Below are 22,170 nucleotides of genomic sequence, written 5' to 3'. Positions count from 1 at the left end.
ACCCGCTACGGAGCCGTGACCATGGGGCACTACAAGTCGAACCTCCGCGACATCGAGTTCAACCTCTTCGAAGTACTCGGACGCGACAAGCTGTACGGCACGGGTCCGTTCGAGGAGATGGACGTCGAGACCGCGAAGAGCATCCTCGAGGAGCTGACCCGCCTCTCCGAGAACGAGCTCGCGGAGTCCTTCGCCGACGCCGACCGCAACCCGCCGGTCTTCGACCCGGAGACCAACACCGCGCCCGTCCCGGCGTCCTTCAAGAAGAGCTACCAGGCCTTCATGGACTCCGAGTACTGGCGGCTCGGCCTGCCCGAGGAGATCGGCGGCACCACCGCGCCCCGCTCCCTGATCTGGGCCTACGCCGAGCTCATCCTCGGTGCGAACCCGGCCGTGTGGATGTACTCCTCGGGCCCCGCGTTCGCCGGCATCCTCTTCGAGGAGGGCAACGAGGTCCAGAAGCACATCGCGAAGTTCGCCACCGAGAAGCAGTGGGGCTCCACCATGGTCCTCACCGAGCCGGACGCCGGCTCGGACGTGGGCGCCGGCCGCACCAAGGCCGTGCAGCAGGAGGACGGCTCCTGGCACATCGAGGGCGTGAAGCGCTTCATCACGTCCGGTGAGCACGACATGTCGGAGAACATCCTCCACTACGTGCTCGCCCGCCCCGAGGGCGCGGGCCCCGGCACCAAGGGCCTGTCCCTCTTCCTCGTCCCGAAGTACCTCTTCGACTTCGAGACCGGCGAGCTGGGCGAGCGCAACGGCGTCTACGCCACGAACGTCGAGCACAAGATGGGCCTCAAGGCCTCCAACACCTGCGAGATGACGTTCGGCGACAAGCACCCCGCCAAGGGCTGGCTGATCGGCGACAAGCACGACGGCATCCGCCAGATGTTCCGCATCATCGAGTTCGCCCGCATGATGGTCGGCACGAAGGCGATCTCCACGCTGTCGACGGGCTACCTGAACGCGCTGGAGTACGCCAAGGAGCGCGTCCAGGGCCCCGACCTGGCGAACTTCATGGACAAGAGCGCCCCCAAGGTCACCATCACCCACCACCCCGACGTGCGCCGCGCCCTCATGACGCAGAAGGCGTACGCGGAGGGCATGCGCGCCCTGGTGATGTACACGGCCTCCGTCCAGGACGCGATCCAGGTCAAGGAGGCGGCCGGCGAGGACGCCAAGACCGAGCACGCGCTCAACGACCTGCTCCTGCCGATCGTGAAGGGCTACGGCTCCGAGAAGGCCTACGAGCAGCTCGCCCAGTCGCTGCAGACCTTCGGCGGCTCCGGCTTCCTGCAGGAGTACCCGATCGAGCAGTACATCCGGGACGCCAAGATCGACACCCTGTACGAGGGCACCACCGCCATCCAGGGCCAGGACTACTTCTTCCGGAAGATCGTCCGCAACCAGGGCGCGGCCCTGAACTCGCTCGCCGAGGACATCAAGAAGTTCCTGGCGGTCGGCGAGGGCGGCGAGGAGCTGGCGGGCGCCCGCGAGCACCTGGCCAAGGCGGCCGTCGAGCTGGAGGCCATCGTCGGCCTCATGCTCACCGACCTCGCGGCCACCGAGCAGGACGTCAAGAACATCTACAAGGTGGGCCTGAACACCACCCGCCTGCTGATGGCCTCCGGCGACGTCGTCGTCGGCTACCTGCTGCTCAAGGGCGCCGCGATCGCCGCCGAGAAGCTCCCGACGGCCTCCGCCAAGGACAAGGCGTTCTACACCGGCAAGATCGCGGCGGCGAAGTTCTTCGCGGCCAACGTCCTGCCGGGCGTCACCGGCGCGCGCAAGCTCGCCGAGAACGTCGAGCTGGACCTGATGGAGCTGGACGAGGCGGCCTTCTAGTCCTTCGAAGGACCCGCCGGACGCGGGAACGGCTCACCGGCAACGGGCCGTTCCCGTCACTCACGGACAATCCACATCGCCCGCACGAGGGCCCGCTCCCCTTCCCGGGAGCGGGCCCTCGCACGTCGTTAAGGTGAACCCATGAGCGCACCCCCCCGCTTCGACCGCGGCCACACCGACGACCTCATGTCCTTCCTCGCGGCGAGCCCGTCGCCGTACCACGCCGTGGCGAACACCGCCGAACGGCTCGAGAAGGCCGGCTTCCGCCAGGTCGCCGAGACGGACGCCTGGGACGGGTCGAGCGGCGGCAAGTACGTGCTGCGCGGCGGGGCGATCGTCGCCTGGTACGTCCCCGAGGGCGCGGCGCCCCACACGCCGTTCCGCATCGTCGGCGCCCACACCGACTCCCCCAACCTCCGGGTCAAGCCGCTCCCCGACACCGGCGCGCACGGCTGGCGCCAGGTCGCCGTCGAGATCTACGGCGGACCGCTGCTCAACTCCTGGCTCGACCGCGACCTCGGCCTCGCCGGCCGGCTCACCCTGCGGGACGGCTCGACCCGGCTGGTGAACGTCGACCGGCCGCTGCTGCGCGTCCCCCAGCTCGCCATCCACCTCGACCGCGCGGTCTCCACCGACGGCCTCAAGCTCGACAAGCAGCGCCACCTTCAGCCCGTGTGGGGCCTCGGCGACGTCCGCGACGGCGACCTGATCGCCTTCCTGGAGGAGACCGCCGGGATCGCCCCCGGCGAGGTCACCGGCTGGGACCTGATGGTCCACTCGGTCGAGCCCCCCGCCTACCTGGGCCGCGACAAGGAACTCCTGGCCGGTCCGCGCATGGACAACCTGCTCTCCGTCCACGCCGGGACCGCCGCGCTGACCTCCGTGGCCGGCTCCGGCGCCGGGCTGCCCTGCATCCCGGTGCTCGCCGCCTTCGACCACGAGGAGAACGGCTCCCAGAGCGACACCGGCGCCGACGGCCCGCTGCTCGGCGGCGTCCTGGAGCGCTCGGTGTTCGCGCGCGGCGGCTCGTACGAGGACAAGGCGCGCGCCTTCGCCGGCACCGTCTGTCTCTCCTCGGACACCGGCCACGCCGTGCACCCCAACTACGCCGAGCGGCACGACCCCACGCACCACCCGCGCGTCAACGGCGGCCCGATCCTCAAGGTCAACGTCAACAACCGCTACGCCACGGACGGTTCGGGCCGTGCGGTGTGGGCGGCGGCCTGCGAGAAGGCGGACGTCCCCTTCCAGTCGTTCGTCTCCAACAACTCCATGCCGTGCGGCACCACGATCGGTCCCATCACCGCCGCGCGGCACGGCATCCGCACCGTCGACATCGGCGTGGCCATCCTCTCCATGCACAGCGCACGGGAGTTGTGCGGCGTCGACGACCCGTGGCTGCTCGCGAACTCCCTGGCGGCCTTCCTGGAGGGCTAGTTGAGGACCGCCCGCCGAACGCCTCGGTGTGAGCGCCGCCGACCGGGGTACCCGGACGTCCGGACCGGATCGTCCGGACCGGACAGGAGGCGACACTCATGGGCCTCGGCGGGTGCATCATCCTCATCGCCGCGGGAGCCATCCTCACGTTCGCGACCGACTGGGAGATGGACGGGGTGAACCTCGACCTGGTCGGGGTCATCCTGATGATCGTGGGCCTGATCGGCGTCACGACCTTCAGCAGCATCGCCCGGCGCAAGCGCGTGGTGGTGCCGCCCGCGACCCCGGTCGTCAGCGAAGAACCCCACCGGCGGGACGGCTACAGCGACGGCTACGGCGTCTGAGCGTCCGGCTCCGCGAACACCAGTGGCAGACGCTCGGCGCCCCGGGCGGCCGGCCGGACGGGGACGTCCCAGTCGCGCCGGTGCACATGGCAGGCCGGATACGGGATCGCGGGGTCGTCGTCGCAGGACACGACCGTCGCCGAGACACGCAGGACGCCCGGCCCGGCGGACGGGCCGAACACGAGGGTGCGGGAGAGCGACGTCCCCGCACCCTCGCCCGTGCGCAGCAGCTCCGGGGGCGTCGCGGACACCAGCAGCCGGGCCGGCGGCCCGTACCGGTCGTCCGCCCGCTGCCCCGCCGGGGCCTCGAAGACCACGTCCAGCACGACCTCGCGGGCCACGTCCATGACGTCCCGCCGCGTTCGGCGCTCCGCCGCGCCCTCCAGGGCGTCCTCCGGCAGCCGCAGCCGGGTCAGCCGGTGCCGGGCCGACTCCACGACCACGATGTCCGCGCCCACCGTCACCGCGTCCGACGGCTCCCGCAGATCCGTGGCCAGCGTGGAGAGTTCGCCGGTCTCCGGGTCGTAGCGGCGCAGCACCTGGTTGTAGGTGTCGGCCACCGCGACCGAGCCGTCCGGGAGCGCCGTGACGCCCAGCGGATGCTGGAGCAGTGCCTGCCCGGCCGGACCGTCGCGGTACCCGAAGTCGAACAGTCCGGTGCCGACCGCCGTACGGACCACGCCGTCCCGGTCCACCCAGCGCAGCGCGCTGGTCTCCGCGTCGGCCACCCACAGCCGGTCACCGTCCGGTGACACCGCGAGCCCCGACGGCTGGGCGAACCACGCCTCGTCCGCCGGGCCGTCGACCAGCCCCTCGTTCGCCGTCCCCGCCGCCACCGCGGCGGTGTCCGCCGCCGGGTCGTACGTCCACAGCTGGTGGACGCCCGCCATCGCGATCCACACCCGCCCGGCGAACACCGCCACGTCCCAGGGCGAGGACAGGTCCGCCTGCAGCGCCGGGCCCGCCGTCGCCGCGCCCCGCCGCCACGGGCGTCCGGTGCCCGCGAGCGTCGTGACGGCGCCGGTCGCAAGGTCGAGGCGGCGCAGCGCGTGGTTGACGGTGTCGGCGACCACCACCGACCCGTCGGGCAGGAGCGCCAAGCCCTGCGGCTCGGCGAACGACGCCGCCTCCGCGGGGCCGTCGGTGAACCCGCGCGCACCGGAGCCGATCCGCCGTACGACGCTCTCGCCGTCCTCGGCGAACTCCACGAGCTGGTGCCGGGTGGTGTCGCTGACCAGGAATCCGCCGCCGGGCAGCGCCATGAGCTTCCCGGGGTGGCGCAGCACGGTCGGCTCCGGTTCCGGCGCCACGTACGGCCCGTCCCCGCGCCGCAGCGTGCCCTTCGCCGTGTGCTCGGCCTCCAGCCCGGTCACCAGCCGCTCGATGGCGTCCGCGTGCCCCTCGCCGGAGAGCTGCGCGACGACGTACCCCTCCGGGTCGATCACCGCGAGCGTCGGCCACGCCCGTACCGCGTACTGCCGCCAGGTCGCCAGCTCCGGGTCGTCCAGGACGGGATGCTCGACGCCGTACCGCTCGACGGCGTCGGCGACGGCGGTGTGCTCCTTCTCGTGCGCGAACTTCGGCGAGTGCACGCCGACCACGACGACGGTGTCCCGGTGCTTCGCCTCCAGCTCCCGCAGTTCGTCGATGGCGTGCAGGCAGTTGACGCAGCCGGACGTCCAGAAGTCGAGGATCACGACGCGTCCGCGCAGCTCGGCCAGGGTGTACGGGCGGCCGCCCGTGTTGAGCCAGCCGCCCGCGCCGGTCAGCTCGGGGGCGCGGACGCGGGCGTGCCGGGGTGCGCGGTCGGTCATGTCCCCAGGGTGCCACCGGCCGCGCGGAGTCAGCCCGACGGCCTACAGGCGTGGTTCCGGGGCCGGTGGCGGGGAAGCCCTCGTGGCATGAGATTTCTCGTGCGGGACCGGCTGCTCGGCTTCGGTGACGACTACTGGATCGAGGACGACCGGGGCAACAAGGTGTTCCTCGTCGACGGCAAGGCCATGCGGCTGCGGGACACCTTCGAGCTGAAGGACGTGCAGGGCCGCGTCCTCATCGACATCCGCCAGAAGATGCTCGCCCTGCGCGACACCATGGTGATCGAGCGGGACGGCCGGCCGCTGGCGACGATCCGGCGCAAGCGACTGTCGCTGCTGCGTAACCACTACCGGGTGACGCTCGCGGACGGCAGCACCGAGCTGGACGTCAGCGGCAGGATCCTCGACCGGGAGTTCGCCGTCGAGTACGACGGGGAGCTGCTGGCCGTGGTCTCGCGCCGCTGGCTGCACGTCCGGGAGACGTACGGCGTGGACGTGGTGCGCGAGGACGCCGACCCGGCGCTGCTGATCGCGGTGGCGGTGTGTGTGATCCACCTGGCGGAGAAGGAGCGCGGGGACGACTGAGGCGCGGCCGGCACCGGCGCGGGGCTCGGCGCCGGGGCGCGGTTCAGCGCCGGGGCGGGTCGAGCCCGAGCACCCGGTCCTTCAGGGCCGGGAACTGATCCCGTGTCATCGCGACCCGGCCGGGGTCGAACTCCACGGTGAGGACCTCTTCGCCGGGTCCGGCCTGGGCCAGCACCTCGCCCCAGGGGTCCACGACGATGGAGTGGCCGGCCTGTGGAACTCCCGCGTGCGTCCCGGCCGTTCCGCAGGCGAGCACATACGCCTGGTTCTCCACGGCGCGGGCCTGGGCGAGCAGCGTCCAGTGCGCCCGGCGGCGCTCCGGCCAGCCGGCGGGGATCACGAGGGTCTCGGCGCCGGCGTCGACGAGACCGCGGAAGAGTTCGGGGAAGCGCAGGTCGTAGCAGGTGGCGAGGCCCAGGGTGGTGTCGGGCAGCCGGACCGTCACGAGGTCCCGGCCGGCGCCCATCAGGACGGCCTCGCCCTTGTCGAAGCCGAACCGGTGGATCTTGCGGTAGGCGGCGGCGAGGTCGCCGGAGGGGGAGAAGACCAGCGAGGTGTTGTAGAGCGGGCCGTCGGGGTCGCGCTCGGGGACGGACCCGGCGTGCAGCCAGACACCGGCGTCGCTCGCGGCCTTGGCCATCGCCTCGTACGTGGGTCCCCCGAGCGGTTCGGCCTCGGTGCCGAACCCCTCGTAGGCGAAGGCGCCGGTGGTCCACAGCTCGGGCAGGACGACGAGATCCGCTCCGGCTTGATCTCGTACCAGGGAGGCGACCCTCACCCGGCGCGATTCCACCGATTCGTCCTCATTCACGTCGATCTGGAGCAAAGAGGCGCGCACACTACCACCGTCCTGGCATTCGAGCCGTCCACACGGGCCTACGATCGTCACACGAAAGCACTGCCGGGGTGCCTCACAGCAGCGTAACTTTGGGGGTCCCCCCTGTTCGAGCGCAGCCGAGAACGTGGGGGGACAGCCGAGACACCCGCCGACAGCCGCCGCCGCCCACTGGCACCGCCGCCAGAACCTGCCCGCGAACCGACGTACCAACCGCCGAGGGGTCCCGTTCCGTGAGTCTGCATCCCACCCTCCAGCCCTACGCCGACGCCTGGACCCACTCCATCGAAGCGATATCCGAGCTGGTCACCCCGCTCGTCGAGGGGGAGTGGAACCGGCGCACCCCCTGCCCCGGCTGGTCGGTGCGCGATGTCGTCTCCCATGTGATCGGCCTGGACTGCGAGATGCTGGGCGACCCGCGCCCCATCCACACGCTGCCGCGCGACCTCTTCCACGTCACCAACGACCACCAGCGCTACATGGAGATGCAGGTCGACGTCCGCCGCCACCACACGGCGCCGGAGATGACGTCGGAGCTGGAGTACACGATCATCCGCCGCAACCGCCAGCTGCGGAACGAGAGCCGCGACCCCGGCACCAAGGTGCGCGGCCCGCTGGGCGCGGAGCTGACCCTGGAGGAGGCGATGCGCACGCACGCCTTCGCCGTGTGGGCGCACGAGCAGGACCTGCGCGCCGCGCTGGGCCGCCCCGGCAACCTGGACTCCCCCGGCGCGCTCGTCGCCCGTGACGTGCTGCTCGGCCGGATGCCGGAGGTCATGGCGAAGGTGGACGCGCCGCGCAGTTCGGCGATCGTCCTCGACGTGCACGGCCCGGTCGAGTTCCTGCGCACGATCCGGATCGACATCCAGGGCCGGGGCACCCTGGAGACGGCCCCCGCGCTGGGCCCGGCCGCCTCCCTGACCCTGGACTGGGAGACGTTCGTACGGCTGGCCTGCGGCCGGGTGACGCCGGAGGCCGTGGCGGACCGGGTGAAGACGGAGGGCGACCCGGATCTGACGGCGGCCATCCTGCGGAACTTCACCGTCACCCAGTAGCCCTTCACGGGCGCGGCGGGAGGAGGCGGCGGGCCGAAAACCGGTGTCGCCGCCACCCGGCCACGGCTAGCGTCCCGCCGTGACCAAAACAGACACGCACCTCTCCGCCGGCCCGCCTCAATTGACCCGGCTGACCTTCCACGGGCCCCTGTCCGAGCAGCGCGCCGGCCGGCTCGTCGAGCGGCTGGCCCGGACGGGCCCCGCCACCGTCCTCGACATCGGCTGCGGCTGGGGCGAGTTGATGCTGCGGGTGCTGGAGGCGGTGCCCGGGGCCACCGGGGTCGGCATCGACCTCAAGGCCCAGGACCTGGCCCGGGGCCGGCGTGCCGCCGGGGAGCGCGGGCTCGCCGGCCGGGTGGAGTTCGCCGAGGAGTCGGCGACGGGCACGACCCGCGGCCCGGCCGACCTGGTGCTGTGCGTGGGGTCCAGTCAGGCCCTCACCGCGCTGGAGCCGCCCGCGCTCCTCCCCGACGCGCTGCGGGCGCTGCGTGGTCTGGTCGCCGACGGGGGCCGGGTGCTGCTCGGGGAGGGCTTCTGGCAGCGCCGGCCGACCGAGGCCGAGCTCGCGAACATGTGGCCGGGCGCCTCCGCCACCGACCACCACGACCTGGGCACCCTCCTGGACCTCGCCGTCGAGGCCGGGTTCCGTCCGGAGTGGACGGAGACGGCGGACGCCGGCGAGTGGGAGGAGTTCGAGTCGGCGTACCAGGCGGACGCCGAGGTGTGGCTGGCCGACCACCCGGACCATCCCCTCGCGGCACAGACGCGGGAGCGTCTCGACCGGCACCGCGCCCAGTGGATGGGCTACCGCGGCATCCTGGGCATCGCCTACCTCACGCTGGTGCCCGTGCGGTGACTCAGGCGGGGACGTGCACGGTCTCCACCCGGCTGGCGACCAGGCGTTCCCGCTCCCGGCGGGCCGCCCGCCCGCGCAGCCGCAGGATCTGGCTGACGCCGAGGGCCTGGAGGACGAAGACCGCCGAGAAGGCGATCCGGTAGTCGTCGCCGGTGGCGTCCAGCAGCACCCCGACCGCGAACAGCGTCGTCATGGAGGCGATGAAGCCGCCCATGTTGGTGATGCCGGAGGCGGTGCCCTGCCGCTCGGGCGGGTTGGCGGGGCGGGCGAAGTCGAAGCCGAGCATCGAGGCCGGGCCGCAGGCGCCGAGCACCACGCACAGCACGACGAGCAGGCCCATCGGCGCCGTCTCGCCGGGCCAGGCCAGAGTCGTCGCCCACAGGACGGAGGTCGCGGCGACGGTGCCGAGGGCGAGCGGCAGCCGGGCGCCGTGGTGCCGGGCGACGACCTGGCCGTAGACGAGGCCGACGGCCATGTTGGACAGGACGACGAGAGTGAGGAGCTCCCCGGCGGTGGCGCGGCTCAGACCCTGCGCCTCGACCAGGAAGGGGAGCCCCCACAGCAGCAGGAACACCATCGCGGGGAACTGCGTCGTGAAGTGCACCCACATGCCGAGCCGGGTGCCGGGCTCCCGCCAGGACGCGGCGATCTGCCGGCGGACGTAGGCGGCGCCCTGGTGCGGCACCGGCTCCGGTTCGTGGCCCTCGGGGTGGTCCTTGAGGAACAGCAGGGTCAGCACGAGCACCACGACGCCGGCGCCCGCGCTGCCCGCGAAGGCCGCCGTCCAGCCCACGCCGTGCAGCAGCCGGGCCAGGACGAGGGTGGAGACGAGGTTGCCCGCCATGCCGACGAGTCCGGCGAGCTGGGCGACCAGCGGGCCGCGCCGGGCCGGGAACCAGCGGGTGCCCAGCCGCAGCACGCTGATGAACGTCATCGCGTCGCCGCAGCCCAGCAGCGCCCGCGACGCCAGCGCCATGCCGTACGACGGGGAGAAGGCGAAGGCGAGCTGGCCCGCGGTGAACAGCACCGCGCCCATGGCGAGCACCTTCTTGGTGCCGAGCCGGTCGACGAGCAGGCCGACGGGTATCTGCATGCCCGCGTACACGAGCAGCTGGAGGATGGAGAACGTCGACAGCGCGGAGGCGTTCACGTCGAAGCGGTCGGCTGCGTCGAGTCCGGCCACGCCCAGCGAGGTGCGGAAGATGACGGCGACGAAGTAGACGGAGACGCCGATGCCCCAGACGGCGATCGCGCGGCGGCCGCCCAGGGGTGCCCGCTCCGGGGCGGGACCGCCGGGCCGGGTGGAGGCGGGCTTCATCGCTCCTCACCCCGGGCCAGGTGGGAGAACCAGTCGATGTGCCGGTGGACCAGCTCGACGGCCGCCTGCGCGTCGCCGGAGCGCAGGGCCGTGAGGATCTCCTCGTGCTCGCCGAGGGTCTTGGCGATCCGGTCGGGGTGGGAGTGCATCACGGCGGCGCCCATGCGCAGCTGCCGGTCGCGGAGCTGGTCGTAGAGGCGGGAGAGGATCTCGTTGCCGCCGCTGCGGACGATCTCGGCGTGGAAGCAGCGGTCGGTGACGGCGGCCCCGGCGAGGTCCCCGGCGGCGGCCTGCGCCTTCTGCCGCTCGAGCAGTTCCTCCAGGCGCTCGAGGAGCCCGGGGGGCGCGGGGATGGCCTTGCGCGCCGCGTGCTCCTCGACGAGCATCCGCGTCTCCACGACGTCCTTGATCTCCTGCGCGGAGACCGGCAGGACCAGGGCGCCCTTCTTCGGGTAGAGCTTCAGCAGCCCCTCGGCCTCCAGCCGCAGCAGCGCCTCGCGGACCGGGGTGCGGGAGACCCCGACGGCGTCGGCGAGCTCCCCCTCGGTGAGCAGGGTCCCGCCCTCGTAGCGGCGCTCCAGCACGCCCTGTTTCACATGGCTGTAGACACGGTCGGCGGCGGGCGGCTGCTTCACGGGGGCGGGCGGGGCGGTAGGCATGCCCACAGCATAGATACAACACGTACGCAAGGCGGGCACGGTCCACGATGCGGACCCGTCCGATGGAATCTCCCGGCAAAGAAGCACCGTCCGGACCAGCGGCGGCACAACCTTGTGTGCTACTTACGTGTCACACACGTGCGGCCCCACTTTCTTCCCCTCCAACTCGGCCGCATCGCAGGGGCATAAGACGCAATCGGGGTAAATCAGTTGATAACTGCACACAAGGGCATGCGCGTTCGCAGAGCCGCCGCCGTCGTCCTCACGACCGGCGCCGTGTTCGCCACCGGCGCCCTCACCGCGGCGCCCGCGCAGGCCGTCACCACGCCCTCGATCAACGCCAAGGGCGGGTTCGTGATGAACGGCGCCACCGGCAAGACGCTCTTCACGAAGTCGGCGGACACCAAGCGGCTGACCGCCTCGACGACGAAGGTCATGACCGCGAAGGTCGTCCTCTCGCAGTCGAACCTCAACCTCGACACGAAGGTCACCATAAAGAAGGAGGTCAGCAACTACATCGTGTCCAAGGGGGCGTCGTCCGCCAATCTGATCGTCGGTGACAAGGTCACCGTCCGTCAGCTGCTGTACGGGATGATGCTCAAGTCCGGCTGCGACGCCGCGATGACGCTCGCCGACAAGTACGGCACCGGCTCCACGGTCAACGCCCGCGTGAAGTCGTTCATCGGCAAGATGAACACCATGGCGAAGAGCCTCGGCATGACGAACACGCACTTCGACTCGTTCGACGGCATCAGCAACGGCTCGAACTACTCGACGCCGCGCGACCTGACCAAGCTGGCCCGCAGCGCGATGAAGTCCTCGACGTTCAAGACGATCGTGAAGACGAAGTCCTACACGGCGAAGACCATCACCAAGACCGGCTCCACCCGCACGATGGCGGCGTGGAAGAACACCAACACCCTGCTCGGCTGGAACGGCACGCTCGGCGTGAAGACCGGCTCGGGCTCCGAGGCGAAGTACTGCCTCGTCTTCGCGGCCACCCTCAACGGCGAGTCCGTGATCGGCACCGTGCTCACCGCCTCCTCGGAGGCCAACCGCACGGCGGACGTGAAGAAGCTCATCACGTACGGCTACGCCAAGATCAGCTGACCTTCGGCGAGCGGCCGGGCATGACGAAAGGGGCGGTCACCGCGAGGTGACCGCCCCTTTCAGCGCCTTCCGGGGCTCACGCCCAGGTGATCAGCCGCTTGGGCTGCTCCAGGATCGCGGCCACGTCCGCGAGCACCTTGGAGCCCAGCTCGCCGTCGACCAGACGGTGGTCGAAGCTCAGCGCCAGCGTGGTGACCTGACGCGGCTTCACCTTGCCCTTGTGCACCCACGGCTGGGGCTTGATGGCGCCGACCGCGAGGATCGCCGACTCGCCCGGGTTGAGGATCGGGGTGCCGGTGTCGACGCCGAAGACGCCGACGTTGGTGATGGTGACCGTGCCGCCCTGCATCGCGGCCGGCGTGGTCCGGCCCTCGCGGGCCGTCGACACCAGCTCGCCCAGCGCCTCCGCGAGCTGCGGCAGCGTCTTGGCCTGCGCGTCCTTGATGTTCGGGACGATCAGCCCGCGCGGGGTCGCCGCGGCGATGCCCAGGTTCACATAGTGCTTGCGCACGATCTCCTGGTTGGCCTCGTCCCAGGAGGCGTTGATGTCCGGGTTGCGCTTGATCGCGACCAGCAGGGCCTTGGAGATCAGCAGCAGCGGGTTCACCCGCAGACCGGCGAACTCCTTGTCCCCCTTCAGCTCCTCGACCAGCTTCAGGGTCCGCGTCACGTCCACCGTCACGAACTCCGTGACATGCGGGGCGGTGAACGCCGAGCCGACCATCGCCGCCGCCGTGGCCTTGCGGACGCCCTTGACCGGGATACGGGTCTCCCGGGCGCCGTCGTACGAGGCGGCGGGCGCCGGGACGGCCGCGGGGGCGGGCGCCTGGGCCTGCGGGGTCTCGGGCGCCGGCTCGGCGGCCGGGGCCTGTGCCGCCACCGCCGCGTGCACGTCCTCGCGGGTGATGATGCCGTCGGGGCCGGTCGGCGTGACCGTCGCCAGATCGACGCCCAGGTCCTTGGCCAGCTTGCGCACCGGCGGCTTGGCCAGCGGACGGCCCAGGGCCGGCGCGACGGCGGGACCGTGGCCGTTCAGCTCGGCCTGGAGGGCCTGCGCCGCCGGCTCGGGCTCCTGGCGGGGCACCTCGGCGCCCTTGCGCGGGCGGCGCTTGGTGGACGAGGCGGAGACGCCGTAGCCGACGAGCACCGGCTGGCGGCCCTGCGGCTCGGCCTCCTCCTCGGGCTCGGCCTGCGGCGCCGCGGCGGGCGCCTCGGCGGCCGGGGCCGCCCCGCCGGAGACGTCGACCGCGATGATCGACGTGCCGACGTCGACCGTGGTGCCCTCGGGGAAGTGCAGGGCGCGGACCACGCCGTCGTACGGGATGGGCAGCTCGACGGCCGCCTTGGCGGTCTCGACCTCGCAGACCACCTGCCCGTCGGTGACGGTGTCGCCCGGCTGGACGTACCACTTGAGGATCTCGGCCTCGGTGAGTCCCTCACCGACGTCGGGCATCTTGAACTCGCGCACGGACGCGTCTGTCATCGTCGTCACGACCCTCTCCTCAGTACGCCAGGGCACGGTCGACGGCGTCGAGCACCCGGTCCAGGCCCGGCAGGTACTCCTCCTCCAGGCGCGCCGGCGGGTACGGGGCGTGATAGCCGCCGACCCGGAGCACCGGGGCCTCCAGGTGGTAGAAGCAGCGCTCGGTGATCCGGGCGGCGATCTCCGCGCCCGAACCGAAGAACACCGGGGCCTCGTGGACCACGACCAGCCGGCGGGTCTTCTCCACCGAGGTCTGGATGGAGTCGAAGTCGAGCGGGGAGACCGAGCGCAGGTCCAGGACCTCCAGGTCGCGGCCCTCCTCGGCGGCCGCCGCGGCGACCTCCAGACACGTCTTCACCATCGGGCCGTAGGCGGCCAGGGTCAGGTCGCGGCCCTCACGGACCACCTTCGCCTTGTGCAGCGGGCCGGGGATGGCGTCGGTGAGGACCTCGCCCTTGTCCCAGTAGCGGCGCTTGGGCTCGAAGAAGATCACCGGGTCGTCGCTCTGGATGGCCTGCTGCATCATCCAGTACGCGTCGGACGCGTTCGACGGGGAGACGATCTTCAGACCGGCCACATGCGCGAACAGCGCCTCGGGCGACTCCGAGTGGTGCTCGACCGCGCCGATGCCGCCGCCGTAGGGGATGCGCACGACGACGGGGAGCTTGACCTTGCCGAGCGAGCGGGCGTGCATCTTCGCGAGCTGCGTGACGATCTGGTCGTACGCGGGGAAGACGAAGCCGTCGAACTGGATCTCGACCACCGGGCGGTAGCCGCGCAGCGCGAGGCCGATCGCGGTGCCCACGATGCCCGACTCGGCGAGCGGGGTGTCGATGACCCGGCTCTCGCCGAAGTCCTTCTGCAGGCCGTCGGTCACCCGGAAGACACCGCCGAGCTTGCCGACGTCCTCACCCATCACGAGGACCTTCGGGTCCGTCTCCAGGGCGCGGCGCAGCGATTCGTTGATCGCCTTGGCCAGAGCCATCTTTTCCGCTGCCATCTCAGGCTCCCTCTACGTCCGCGAACGACGCCTGGTAGGCGGCGAACTGGGCGCGCTCCTCGTCGACGAGCGCGTGCCCGTCCGCGTACGCGTTCTCGAAGATGGCGAAGTGGTCCGGGTCCGGCATGGCGCGGACCGCCTCGCGCACTCGTTTGCCCAACGCCTCGCTCTCGGTCTCCAGTTCCGCGAAGAATCCCTCGTCCGCGTGGTTTGCGGACTCCAGGTATGCGCGCAGGCGCAGGATCGGGTCCTTCGCCTCCCAGGACTGGCGCTCCTCGTCCCCGCGGTAGCGGGTCGGGTCGTCGGAGGTGGTGTGGGCGCCCATGCGGTACGTGAACGCCTCGACGAGCGTCGGGCCCTCGCCGCTGCGGGCGCGCTCCAGCGCCCACTTCGTCACGGCGAGGCAGGCGAGGACGTCGTTGCCGTCGACGCGGACGCCGGGGAAGCCGTAGCCCTGCGCGCGCTGGTAGAGCGGCACGCGGGTCTGCTTCTCGGTGGGCTCGGAGATCGCCCACTGGTTGTTCTGGCAGAAGAACACCACGGGGGCGTTGTAGACCGCGGAGAACGTGAAGGACTCGGCCACGTCGCCCTGGCTGGAGGCGCCGTCGCCGAAGTAGGCGATGACCGCGCTGTCCGCGCCGTCCTTGGCGATGCCCATCGCGTAGCCGGTGGCGTGCAGCGTCTGGGAGCCGATGACGATCGTGTACAGCTGGAAGTTGTTGCTGTTCGGGTCCCAGCCGCCGTTGTTCACGCCGCGGAACATGCCGAGCAGATTGGTCGGGTCGACGCCCCGGCACCAGGCGACGCCGTGCTCGCGGTACGTCGGGAAGACGTAGTCGTCCTCGCGGGTGGCGCGGCCGGAGCCGATCTGGGCGGCCTCCTGGCCGAGCAGCGAGGCCCACAGGCCCAGCTCGCCCTGGCGCTGCAGGGCGGTGGCCTCGGCGTCGAAGCGGCGGGTGAGCACCATGTCGCGGTAGAGGCCGCGGAGCTCTTCGGGGGTGATGCCGGCGACGTACTTGTCGAACTCGGCGTTCTTGACGCGCTTGCCCTCGGGCGTCAGCAGCTGGACGAGCTCCGGTTCGGTGCTCGCCGTCTTCCTCGCGGATGTGGTCTTGCCGGCCGTGCTCTTGGTACCGGCGCTGCGTCGCGGCTTTCGCGCGGCAGTGCTCTCCACGGTCACGTGTGCTCCTCCGTCGGTCCGGCTACCCGGGTTCGCCGGGTGCTGGGGTTACCCCCAGTTCCGCGGTGGGAACGTGGGGGCGCGGCTCACCTGCGGCCCTCGGACGCACGGGGTGGGTGCGGCTCGTTGGGGACAGGCGTGACAGGTGCCCCGGCGAGCGCCCTGCAAAAGGCACGTTACCCAGTGCTCCACATTTCTGTGAAACCCCTCCTGACCTGCGATTTTGCTTGGAAATCCAAGTAAATCGCGAAAGTCGGGAACAGTCCTGGTCACAGCCTTGCAGGGGGCCGGAACAACGGCACGTTATATCGGTGAGCCAGGTCACGGGAAGGGTCGTCGTGTCACGGTCCGTGCCCGGCGGTCACGTGGTGTGACAAAGCGCAGCTCAGGGGTGTACCGGGGGTAAGAGAAGCGCGCGTGAGCCCGTTCGGGGCGCACGCGCGCGTGGGGGTGGAGGGGTGCGGATCAGCCGCCGTTCGTGCCCACCGGAGGGGTCGTCGGCACCGTCGGGTCCACCGTCGGGTCCTCCGTGGGCTCCTCGGTCGGCTCCTCGGTCGGGTCCTCCGTCGGCTCCTGCGTCGTCGGGTCCTGGGTCGGCTCCTGGGTGGGCTTCTCCGTGGGCTGCTGCGTCTGGTCCTGGGTCGGCGACCAGTCCGGGTCGGAGCCCGTGTCCGTGCCGCCGTCCTCGTACTCGCCGGAGTCGTCCTCGGTGACCTCGTCGGTCGGCTGCTCGGACGGCTTGTCCCGGTCCTCGCTCTGCGTCGCCGTGGGCTTGGTCGGCGTGTTGTCGCTGCCGCCGCCCTTGCCGTTGTTGACGGCGAGCGCGACACCGGCCGCGATCGCGATCACCGCGAGGACGGCGAGGATCCACAGCTTGCCGCGGCCGCTGCCCCGGTTGCCGTGCCCCTCGAAGCCGCCGTCGTCCCCGCCGCCGTAACCGCCGGGCAGGATCGGCTGCGGGATCTGCGTCGTACCGGAGGCCGGGTCTCCCGGGTGCCCCATGACGGCCGTGTGCGCGAAGCCGCCGGCCGGGGTGTGCCGGCCCTCGTGCATCGTCACCGGGCCGGTGTTCCAGGTGCCGGTGTGGCCGCCCTGGTCGTACAGCATCTGCAGGGCGTACTGGACGAGGCCGCGCATCTCCTCGGCCGTCTGGAACCGGTCGTCCGGCTCCTTGGCGAGCGAGCGCATGACGAGGCCGTCGAGCTCCGGCGGCGCGGCGTCGGACGCCTCGGACGGCGGCGTCGGGATGTCCTGGACGTGCTGGTAGACCACCGACAGCGGGGTCTCGCCGGTGAACGGCGGGCGCAGCGCGAGGAGTTCGTACAGCAGACAGCCGGTCGCGTACAGGTCGGAGCGGTGGTCGACGGCCTTGCCGAGCGCCTGCTCGGGCGACAGGTACTGCGGGGTGCCCATGACCATGCCGGTCTGGGTCATCGTCGACTGCGCGCCGTGCAGGGCGCGCGCGATGCCGAAGTCCATCACCTTCACGGCGCCGTTGTCGGTGATGATGACGTTGGCCGGCTTGATGTCGCGGTGCACGATGCCGTGCTGGTGCGAGTAGGCGAGCGCCTCCAGGACGCCGGAGACGATGATGAGCGCCTGCTCCGGGCCGGGTGCCTCGGCGTTGATGAGGAGGTCGCGGATGGTGCGGCCCTCGACGATCTCCATGACGATGTACGGCACGGAGTGGCCGCCGACGACGTCCTCGCCGGAGTCGTACACGGCGACGATCGCGTGGTGGTTGAGGCCGGCCACGGACTGGGCCTCGCGTGTGAAGCGGGCCTTGGACACCGGGTCCTCGGCGAGGTCGGAGCGCAGCAGCTTGACCGCCACGGTGCGGCCCAGGCGCACGTCCTCGGCGGCGAACACCTCGGCCATGCCGCCCCGGCCGAGTCTGCGGGTCAGCCGATAACGGCCGTCCCCGACAAGCCCGCCGTTACCCCACATCTCCGGCGCGTCTGACATACCGCCGCCAGCCGCCTCGGGGTCGGACGGGCCCTGAGCGCGCTGCTGCTGTGCCATCGGTCCTCGCCGTCGTTTCTGCCCGCGGTGCGCGCGGTGTTGTTACGGTCTCCGTCGGGCCACGCTACAGCCTCATCGCAAGGCGCCGGTCCGGGACGGCCGCCCCGGTCCGACGAAGACGGACCGGTCATGAAACCTTCACCCGGCCCCCACGTGCAAATTGTGTGCACCGACGGTACGGCCCCTGTAACGCTTGGGCGACGCTGCCTTCGCGTACGGTCACGGAACGGGCACCTCGCTTGACCTGTCGGTGCCGTGCGGCAGACTTGGCCGGGAATAGCACATTGGATCAAGCGGGATCATCGGATCCCGGCAGCCGCAGGCGCCCAAGGGGCACGGGGGACGCAGAACATGAGCCAGGACGGCGCACAGAACGCGCACGCGGGACGGTCGCTGGCCGGTGGCCGCTACCAGTTGCGCGACCTGCTCGGCCAGGGCGGCATGGCCTCCGTCCACCTCGCCTACGACTCCGTGCTCGACCGCCAGGTCGCGGTCAAGACGCTGCACACCGAGCTGGGCCGCGAGCCGGCCTTCCGTGAGCGGTTCCGCCGCGAGGCCCAGGCAGTGGCCAAGCTCACGCACACCAACATCGTCTCCGTCTTCGACACCGGCGAGGACGAGATGGACGGCATGACGACGCCGTACATCGTCATGGAGTACATCGAGGGCCGTCCGCTCAGCTCCGTCTTCGACGAGGCCGTGCGGCAGTCCGGCGCGATGCCCGCCGACCAGGCGCTGAAGGTCACCGCGGACGTGCTCGCCGCGCTGGAGATCAGCCACGAGATGGGCCTGGTCCACCGCGACATCAAGCCGGGCAACGTCATGCTGAACAAGCGCGGCGTGGTCAAGGTCATGGACTTCGGCATCGCGCGCGCCATGCAGTCCGGGGTGACGTCGATGACGCAGACCGGCATGGTCGTCGGCACCCCGCAGTACCTCTCGCCGGAGCAGGCCCTCGGCCGGGGCGTGGACGCCCGCTCCGATCTGTACTCGGTCGGCATCATGCTGTTCCAGCTCGTCACCGGGCGGCTGCCGTTCGACGCGGACTCGCCGCTGGCCATCGCGTACGCGCATGTGCAGGAGGAGCCGGTCGCCCCGTCCTCCATCAACCGCTCGCTGCCGCCGGCGGTGGACGCGCTGGTGGCCCGCGCGCTGAAGAAGAACCCGAACGAACGCTTCCCCAGCGCCGAGGCCATGCGCGACGAGTGCCTGCGCATCGCTCAGTCCTTCCAGGCGGCGCCGCCGAGCATCGTGCCGGGCGCGCACACGCAGAGCGGCCAGGGCGTCGGCGCCTCGGTGTTCCCGCCGGTCGGGCAGACCCCGCCGAGCACGGGCCCCGTCCAGACGCCGTACCAGCCGGGCCCCACCCCGTCCCCGTACGGCGCCCCCGGCACCCCGCCGCCGTCCGGGCCGTCCCCGGCGTACGGCTATCCGCAGCAGTCCGGCTTCGCGACGCCGGCACCCGCCTCCTACGGCGGCCAGCCCGGCCACGCGACGCCTCCGCCGTACACGATCGCGCCCCAGGGGCAGGGTCAGGGCGGATCGGGCGGCGCGAAGAGCAACCGGCCGGTGATCATCGGCTCGATCGTCGTGTCCCTGCTCGCCGTGGGCGGTCTGGTCCTGGCGCTGTCGCTGAAGGGTGGCGACGGCGAGGAGGGCAAGGGCGGCGGGGGCGGCGGTTCGACCGCGGCGACCGAGATCGCCAAGGAGCCCGGCTGGCGGCAGGGCGACACCTCACGGACCGTCGAGACGAGCGAGTGCACCGAGCCGCGCGAGGCCTACCTCGACCCCGACAAGGTGACGATGCCGGACCTGACCTTCCGGTACTGGCCGTCGGTCGAGAAGTGCCTGAAGGCCGCCGGCTGGAAGTACGAGAAGGTCGACAAGAACGAGAACACGTACGGCCAGGGCACCGTCATGGAGCAGGACCCCAAGGTCCGCCAGGACTTCGACCCGGACAACCCCCCGGTGATGACGTTCACGGTGTCCACCGGCAATCCGGAGTGACGGACCCACGGAGAAGGGCCCGGCGGCATCGGCCGCCGGGCCCTCGTCGTCTCTGATCCAGGACGCCCTACAGGTACGGGCCGCCCGTCCGGCCGGCCTGCGGGTGGTCGCCGTCGTCGCCGCCGACACCCGGCGGGAGGGCGCGGCGCATCTGCTCCAGCTGGGCGCGCGCCGCCATCTGCTGGGCGAACAGGGTGGTCTGGATGCCGTGGAAGAGGCCCTCCAGCCAGCCGACCAACTGGGCCTGCGCGATGCGCAGTTCCGCGTCGGACGGCGTCCCCTCGTCCGTGAACGGCAGGGACAGCCGCTCCAGCTCCTCGACGAGCTCGGGGGCGAGGCCGTCCTCCAGCTCCTTCACCGAACTGGCGTGGATCTCCTTCAGCCGGGCCCGGCTCGCCTCGTCGAGGGGAGCGGCGCGCACCTCTTCGAGCAGCTGCTTGATCATGCTGCCGATGCGCATGACCTTCGCGGGCTGCTCCACCTGCTCCGTCACCGGGACCTCGCGGGAGTCGTCGTCTCCGCCGCCGCCACCGAGCGCCATCCCGTCCTGGCCCACGACCAGGATCTGAGGGTTCTCGGGTTGCCTGTCGTTCCTCGGCATCTCCATGCCGCCATTCTCTCGCACGGGTACAGCTCATCATCGGGGTGCCCCCTGTGCGGGGTGATCCACCGTTTCCGCCACAGGACTTTCCGCGGGGCGGGTCGGCCGGGTGGCGGCGCCCGGAATGCCGGGTGCGCCGGGTCCTGTGAGGCTTGTCCCCTGAAGGGTGGGTTCTGGCTCGGGGTGCCGCGGACTCTTGGGTGGTGAAGGCAGTGGGAGCGATGGGGGTCATGCGCACGACCGGGCTGCTGGGTGTGCTGGTCGTCGGGCTGGTCACGGGAGCGGCCGGCTCCGGCCCGGCCTACGCCGCCGGACAGGGCCTCACTGCCGATATGCGGAGTGCCACGGCGGACCCGTCCGACGGCAGGTCGGAGGGGCCGCACCGGCCCGGCACCGGGTTGTCTCGGCCGTCCGCCGAGGGAGCCGAGGGACGGGACCCCACCGGGGCGCCGTCCACCACGCCCGCGCGCCGCGGCGACCGTCACGAGCACCGCGGGCGCGAGGAGGCCCGGGAAGCCCGGGACGAGGGGGAGGTCCGAGAGACCTGGCACTCCGGGCGGCGGGAGCCGTCGCCCAGCGCCAGCGCGCACGGGCCCGGCGGCCGGACCAAGCCGTCCGGCGAACCGTCCCGGGCCGGCAGCCGCGCCGGTGAGGGCCGCGAGCGGCCCGGACGCCCGAAGGCGCCGCCGGAGGAGTCGGAGGCGACGGTGCGCCCGGCGGGCGACCGGGACGCCACGGCACCGGCCGAGGAGGACACCGCCCCCGTCGACCAGGACCCGGCCGCCGACGCCACCGCGCAGCCGTCCGGCACTGCGGCGGACGACGCGGGAGGCGCCGGCACCGGTCAGCGGGCGCAGCCCGTCCTGCAGGTCCTGCCCCTCGGCACCGGCCTGGTGCTCATCGGGCTCGGCCTGGGCCTGGCCTTCGTCGGACTGCGCCTGCGCCGCGGCTGACTACGGCACCACCAGCAGCACCTTGCCGACGTGTCCGCTCTCCTCGACCACCCGGTGCGCCTCGGCGGCGTCGTTCATCGGGATCTCGCGGTCCACGACCGGACGGACGTGACCGGCCTTCACCAGCGGCCAGACGTGCTCGCGGACGGCCGCGACGATCGCCGCCTTCTCCTCCAGCGGGCGGGACCGCAGCGAGGTCGCGCTGATCGCGGCGCGCTTGGCCAGCAGGGCGCCCAGGTTGAGCTCGCCCTTCACCCCGCCCTGCAGCCCGATGATCGCGAGGCGGCCGTTGGCGGCGAGGGCCCGGACGTTCCGGTCGAGGTACTTCGCGCCCATGATGTCGAGGATCACGTCGGCCCCGGCACCGCCGGTGGCCTCCTTGATCTCCTCGACGAAGTCCTGCTCGCGGTAGTTGATCAGGATGTCGGCGCCCAGTTCGGCGCATCGGTCCAGCTTCTCCTTGCTGCCCGCGGTGACCGCGACCTTCGCGCCGACCGCCTTGGCGAGCTGGATCGCCATGGTGCCGATACCGCTGGATCCGCCGTGGATCAGCAGCGTCTCGCCCGGACGCAGATGGGCGATCATGAAGACGTTCGACCAGACCGTGCACACCACCTCGGGCAGCGCGGCGGCCCGGGTCAGGGTCACGCCCTCCGGGACCGGCAGCAGCTGCCCGGCCGGCACGGCCACCTTCTCGGCGTAGCCGCCGCCCGCGAGGAGGGCGCAGACCTCGTCGCCGACGGCCCAGCCGGAGACACCGGGCCCCACCTCGGCGATCCGGCCGGAGCACTCGAGGCCGGGGTACGGGGACGAGCCGGGCGGCGGGTCGTAGAAGCCCTGCCGCTGCAGCAGGTCGGCGCGGTTGACGGCACCCGCCACCACCTCGACCAGCACTTCGCCCTCGCCCGCCACCGGGTCCGGGACCTCCTGCCACACCAGGGCCTCGGGCCCACCGGGTTCCGCAATCGTGATCGCATGCATGCCCCGGACGCTACTCCCCGGCCCCCGCCCGGGTCAGCGTCCGCCCGCCCGTGCGCCGAGGCGCGTCCCGCCGAAAATCCTG

Annotated in this window: 19 protein-coding genes; 9 read left to right on the top strand and 10 right to left on the bottom strand. The window is 71.8% G+C overall.

Going from position 1 to position 22,170, the window contains the following annotated elements; genetic code table 11:
- The first annotated feature begins 21 nt into the window (after nucleotides 1–21).
- The 3 genes from KBY32_RS15980 to KBY32_RS15970 all read left to right on the top strand — a co-directional run bounded on the left by KBY32_RS15980 (nucleotide 22) and on the right by KBY32_RS15970 (nucleotide 3,629).
- Nucleotides 22–1,848, top strand: a complete 1,827-nt coding sequence (locus tag KBY32_RS15980; protein WP_055621123.1) for an acyl-CoA dehydrogenase — start codon at nucleotides 22–24, stop codon at nucleotides 1,846–1,848.
- 141 nt (nucleotides 1,849–1,989) lie between these two features.
- The gene (locus KBY32_RS15975; protein WP_055621122.1) at nucleotides 1,990–3,285 is read left to right on the top strand and encodes a M18 family aminopeptidase; all 1,296 of its coding nucleotides are present in this window, start codon (nucleotides 1,990–1,992) and stop codon (nucleotides 3,283–3,285) included.
- Between the two features lie 98 nt (nucleotides 3,286–3,383).
- Nucleotides 3,384–3,629 (top strand): DUF6458 family protein, encoded by a 246-nt coding sequence (locus KBY32_RS15970; protein WP_115504452.1) that lies wholly within the window; start codon nucleotides 3,384–3,386, stop codon nucleotides 3,627–3,629.
- On the opposite strand, the gene KBY32_RS15965 is transcribed toward KBY32_RS15970, so the two are convergent.
- Nucleotides 3,617–5,443 carry an NHL domain-containing thioredoxin family protein gene (locus tag KBY32_RS15965; protein WP_210980501.1) on the bottom strand — a complete coding sequence of 609 codons (1,827 nt, stop codon included), beginning with the start codon at nucleotides 5,441–5,443 and terminating at the stop codon, nucleotides 3,617–3,619. The two genes, KBY32_RS15970 and KBY32_RS15965, sit on opposite strands and share 13 nt — an antisense overlap.
- Before the next feature lie 87 nt (nucleotides 5,444–5,530).
- Between KBY32_RS15965 and KBY32_RS15960 the strand changes: the two genes are divergently transcribed.
- On the top strand, nucleotides 5,531–6,028 hold the full coding sequence (locus KBY32_RS15960) for an LURP-one-related/scramblase family protein (RefSeq protein ID WP_210980500.1): 498 nt from the start codon (nucleotides 5,531–5,533) through the stop codon (nucleotides 6,026–6,028).
- 43 nt (nucleotides 6,029–6,071) lie between these two features.
- Here KBY32_RS15960 and KBY32_RS15955 read toward each other — a convergent pair whose 3' ends face one another.
- Nucleotides 6,072–6,866: a carbon-nitrogen family hydrolase gene (locus KBY32_RS15955; protein WP_210980499.1), complete on the bottom strand. Its 795-nt coding sequence runs from the start codon at nucleotides 6,864–6,866 to the stop codon at nucleotides 6,072–6,074.
- A 230-nt stretch (nucleotides 6,867–7,096) separates the two neighbouring features.
- Between KBY32_RS15955 and KBY32_RS15950 the strand changes: the two genes are divergently transcribed.
- Both KBY32_RS15950 and KBY32_RS15945 read left to right on the top strand, forming a co-directional pair.
- Nucleotides 7,097–7,918, top strand: a complete 822-nt coding sequence (locus KBY32_RS15950; protein ID WP_210980498.1) for a maleylpyruvate isomerase family mycothiol-dependent enzyme — start codon at nucleotides 7,097–7,099, stop codon at nucleotides 7,916–7,918.
- 79 nt (nucleotides 7,919–7,997) lie between these two features.
- Entirely contained in the window at nucleotides 7,998–8,774 is a 777-nt protein-coding gene (locus tag KBY32_RS15945; protein ID WP_210980497.1) for a cyclopropane-fatty-acyl-phospholipid synthase family protein, read from the top strand.
- 1 nt (nucleotide 8,775) lies between these two features.
- Here the strand turns inward: KBY32_RS15945 and KBY32_RS15940 are convergent, their stop codons facing one another.
- Both KBY32_RS15940 and KBY32_RS15935 read right to left on the bottom strand, forming a co-directional pair.
- Nucleotides 8,776–10,092 carry a nitrate/nitrite transporter gene (locus tag KBY32_RS15940; protein ID WP_210980496.1) on the bottom strand — a complete coding sequence of 439 codons (1,317 nt, stop codon included), beginning with the start codon at nucleotides 10,090–10,092 and terminating at the stop codon, nucleotides 8,776–8,778.
- The gene (locus tag KBY32_RS15935) at nucleotides 10,089–10,751 is read right to left on the bottom strand and encodes a GntR family transcriptional regulator (RefSeq protein ID WP_210980495.1); all 663 of its coding nucleotides are present in this window, start codon (nucleotides 10,749–10,751) and stop codon (nucleotides 10,089–10,091) included. The genes KBY32_RS15940 and KBY32_RS15935 overlap by 4 nt, the downstream gene beginning before the upstream one ends.
- Before the next feature lie 231 nt (nucleotides 10,752–10,982).
- On the opposite strand from KBY32_RS15935, the gene KBY32_RS15930 reads away from it, so the two are divergent.
- Nucleotides 10,983–11,861 carry a D-alanyl-D-alanine carboxypeptidase family protein gene (locus tag KBY32_RS15930; protein WP_055621114.1) on the top strand — a complete coding sequence of 293 codons (879 nt, stop codon included), beginning with the start codon at nucleotides 10,983–10,985 and terminating at the stop codon, nucleotides 11,859–11,861.
- Between the two features lie 76 nt (nucleotides 11,862–11,937).
- On the opposite strand, the gene KBY32_RS15925 is transcribed toward KBY32_RS15930, so the two are convergent.
- The 4 genes from KBY32_RS15925 to KBY32_RS15910 all read right to left on the bottom strand — a co-directional run bounded on the left by KBY32_RS15925 (nucleotide 11,938) and on the right by KBY32_RS15910 (nucleotide 17,546).
- The gene (locus KBY32_RS15925; protein ID WP_210980494.1) at nucleotides 11,938–13,353 is read right to left on the bottom strand and encodes a dihydrolipoamide acetyltransferase family protein; all 1,416 of its coding nucleotides are present in this window, start codon (nucleotides 13,351–13,353) and stop codon (nucleotides 11,938–11,940) included.
- 10 nt (nucleotides 13,354–13,363) lie between these two features.
- Nucleotides 13,364–14,344: an alpha-ketoacid dehydrogenase subunit beta gene (locus KBY32_RS15920; protein ID WP_055621112.1), complete on the bottom strand. Its 981-nt coding sequence runs from the start codon at nucleotides 14,342–14,344 to the stop codon at nucleotides 13,364–13,366.
- Between the two features lies 1 nt (nucleotide 14,345).
- Nucleotides 14,346–15,524, bottom strand: coding sequence for a pyruvate dehydrogenase (acetyl-transferring) E1 component subunit alpha (gene pdhA, locus KBY32_RS15915; RefSeq protein WP_055621111.1), 1,179 nt, complete (start codon nucleotides 15,522–15,524; stop codon nucleotides 14,346–14,348).
- Nucleotides 15,525–15,989: 465 nt separating this feature from the next.
- Nucleotides 15,990–17,546 (bottom strand): protein kinase, encoded by a 1,557-nt coding sequence (locus tag KBY32_RS15910; RefSeq protein ID WP_210980493.1) that lies wholly within the window; start codon nucleotides 17,544–17,546, stop codon nucleotides 15,990–15,992.
- Between the two features lie 351 nt (nucleotides 17,547–17,897).
- Between KBY32_RS15910 and KBY32_RS15905 the strand changes: the two genes are divergently transcribed.
- Nucleotides 17,898–19,553 (top strand): protein kinase, encoded by a 1,656-nt coding sequence (locus KBY32_RS15905; RefSeq protein ID WP_210980492.1) that lies wholly within the window; start codon nucleotides 17,898–17,900, stop codon nucleotides 19,551–19,553.
- A 67-nt stretch (nucleotides 19,554–19,620) separates the two neighbouring features.
- Here KBY32_RS15905 and KBY32_RS15900 read toward each other — a convergent pair whose 3' ends face one another.
- Nucleotides 19,621–20,160 (bottom strand): bacterial proteasome activator family protein, encoded by a 540-nt coding sequence (locus KBY32_RS15900; protein WP_055621108.1) that lies wholly within the window; start codon nucleotides 20,158–20,160, stop codon nucleotides 19,621–19,623.
- 224 nt (nucleotides 20,161–20,384) lie between these two features.
- On the opposite strand from KBY32_RS15900, the gene KBY32_RS15895 reads away from it, so the two are divergent.
- Entirely contained in the window at nucleotides 20,385–21,107 is a 723-nt protein-coding gene (locus KBY32_RS15895) for a hypothetical protein (RefSeq protein WP_210980491.1), read from the top strand.
- On the opposite strand, the gene KBY32_RS15890 is transcribed toward KBY32_RS15895, so the two are convergent.
- On the bottom strand, nucleotides 21,108–22,088 hold the full coding sequence (locus tag KBY32_RS15890; RefSeq protein ID WP_210980490.1) for an NAD(P)H-quinone oxidoreductase: 981 nt from the start codon (nucleotides 22,086–22,088) through the stop codon (nucleotides 21,108–21,110). It lies immediately after the preceding gene.
- Nucleotides 22,089–22,170 lie beyond the last annotated feature (82 nt).

Origin of the sequence: Streptomyces sp. RK62, assembly GCF_018070255.1 — a bacterium.
Classification (GTDB): domain Bacteria; phylum Actinomycetota; class Actinomycetes; order Streptomycetales; family Streptomycetaceae; genus Streptomyces; species Streptomyces nigra.
The sequence above is the reverse complement of the archived record's forward strand: the minus strand, read 5'-3'. Positions and strand labels throughout refer to the sequence as shown.

Excerpts from the sequence above, each read along its gene's own strand:
- KBY32_RS15980 (WP_055621123.1), top strand. The coding sequence starts at position 22 with ATGGGGCACTACAAGTCGAACCTCCGCGACATCGAGTTCAACCTCTTC.
- KBY32_RS15975 (WP_055621122.1), top strand. The coding sequence starts at position 1,990 with ATGAGCGCACCCCCCCGCTTCGACCGCGGCCACACCGACGACCTCATG.
- KBY32_RS15970 (WP_115504452.1), top strand. The coding sequence starts at position 3,384 with ATGGGCCTCGGCGGGTGCATCATCCTCATCGCCGCGGGAGCCATCCTC.
- KBY32_RS15965 (WP_210980501.1), bottom strand. The coding sequence starts at position 5,443 with ATGACCGACCGCGCACCCCGGCACGCCCGCGTCCGCGCCCCCGAGCTG.
- KBY32_RS15960 (WP_210980500.1), top strand. The coding sequence starts at position 5,531 with ATGAGATTTCTCGTGCGGGACCGGCTGCTCGGCTTCGGTGACGACTAC.
- KBY32_RS15940 (WP_210980496.1), bottom strand. The coding sequence starts at position 10,092 with ATGAAGCCCGCCTCCACCCGGCCCGGCGGTCCCGCCCCGGAGCGGGCA.
- KBY32_RS15935 (WP_210980495.1), bottom strand. The coding sequence starts at position 10,751 with ATGCCTACCGCCCCGCCCGCCCCCGTGAAGCAGCCGCCCGCCGCCGAC.
- KBY32_RS15930 (WP_055621114.1), top strand. The coding sequence starts at position 10,983 with ATGCGCGTTCGCAGAGCCGCCGCCGTCGTCCTCACGACCGGCGCCGTG.
- KBY32_RS15920 (WP_055621112.1), bottom strand. The coding sequence starts at position 14,344 with ATGGCAGCGGAAAAGATGGCTCTGGCCAAGGCGATCAACGAATCGCTG.
- KBY32_RS15910 (WP_210980493.1), bottom strand. The coding sequence starts at position 17,546 with ATGGCACAGCAGCAGCGCGCTCAGGGCCCGTCCGACCCCGAGGCGGCT.
- KBY32_RS15905 (WP_210980492.1), top strand. The coding sequence starts at position 17,898 with ATGAGCCAGGACGGCGCACAGAACGCGCACGCGGGACGGTCGCTGGCC.
- KBY32_RS15900 (WP_055621108.1), bottom strand. The coding sequence starts at position 20,160 with ATGGAGATGCCGAGGAACGACAGGCAACCCGAGAACCCTCAGATCCTG.
- KBY32_RS15895 (WP_210980491.1), top strand. The coding sequence starts at position 20,385 with ATGCGCACGACCGGGCTGCTGGGTGTGCTGGTCGTCGGGCTGGTCACG.
- KBY32_RS15890 (WP_210980490.1), bottom strand. The coding sequence starts at position 22,088 with ATGCATGCGATCACGATTGCGGAACCCGGTGGGCCCGAGGCCCTGGTG.